The following is a 989-nucleotide window of genomic DNA, read 5'->3' as shown; positions in this document are numbered from 1 at the left end:
AGGCCAGATGATAGCTTATCGCCCTGTCCGAAAAATGGGGACCATGTGTGGACGGCCCTGACGATGCAAGTGGAAAGTATGATTTTGGTGGTCGGGTGCAGCCATGTGTCCGGCCTGTTTGCGCAGCCCGGGGGCTGCTGGCCCTGATGAAGTCCGCGGATTGGATCCCTGATCACCTCTGCGCGCTTTTGCTGCGCTTGGTCCCGTCGGGTTTATCCTCTCCCCGGCCTGACCGGTTCGCCATCATATCTCACCACTCCGCACATTCACCTTCGTCGCTTCTGGTGTTCGACGAGGGCAAATCTCTGAATTCTTTCAGGCGCTCCTGGCGCTGTATGCATTGCCCGTTGTGAGGAGTGCCCAGACAATCCTGGCAGTCTTGTTGGCGAGAGCGACAGATACGACACGCGCCGCCTTCTTCTCGAGCAACTTTGCGGCCCATTGACGACTGGCGTTTTCCTTGCGTGCAAGACGGATCACCGCCGTGGCGCCCAGCACGAGCAGGCGTCTGAGATAGCTATCCCCCTGTTTGCTGATGCCAACCTGTCGTTCCTTGCCACCACTGCTGTGACTTTTGGACGTCAGACCGAGCCACGCAGCGAATTGACGGCCTGACCGGAAAGTCGAGGCATCCGGAACGGCCGCGACGATCGCGCTGGCAGTGATCGGGCCGATACCGGGAATGCCAGCCAACCGACGGCTGACACTGCTTGCCCGATGTTCCGCGACGATCTGCTTCTCGATATCGTCGATGCGTTGCTCAAGAGCCCGCAGATGCGCGACAATTTCCTGAAACAGTTTCCGAGCGGGCTCGGGTAACATCTCCTGCTCCGCATGCAGCAATGTCATCATCTGGTTCAGGCCCGCGACGCCAGCTGCCGATATAATACCGAACTCGGCAAGGTGCCCCCGCAGGGCATTGACCTGCATGGTTCTTTGACGCACCAGCAAATCCCTCGTCTTGTGCTGAAGCAACGCTGCCTGCTGAG

Annotated in this window: 1 protein-coding gene; it reads right to left on the bottom strand. The window is 59.2% G+C overall.

All coding sequences use genetic code 11. The features are described 5' to 3' along the window. Nucleotides 1-315: 315 nt before the first annotated feature. Nucleotides 316-989: IS110 family RNA-guided transposase (locus B7449_RS17890; protein WP_048883985.1), on the bottom strand; the 674-nt coding region annotated here is incomplete at its 5' end.

The organism is Komagataeibacter intermedius TF2, from assembly GCF_000964425.1.
Taxonomy (GTDB): Bacteria; Pseudomonadota; Alphaproteobacteria; order Acetobacterales; family Acetobacteraceae; genus Komagataeibacter; species Komagataeibacter intermedius.
The sequence above is the reverse complement of the archived record's forward strand: the minus strand, read 5'-3'. Positions and strand labels throughout refer to the sequence as shown.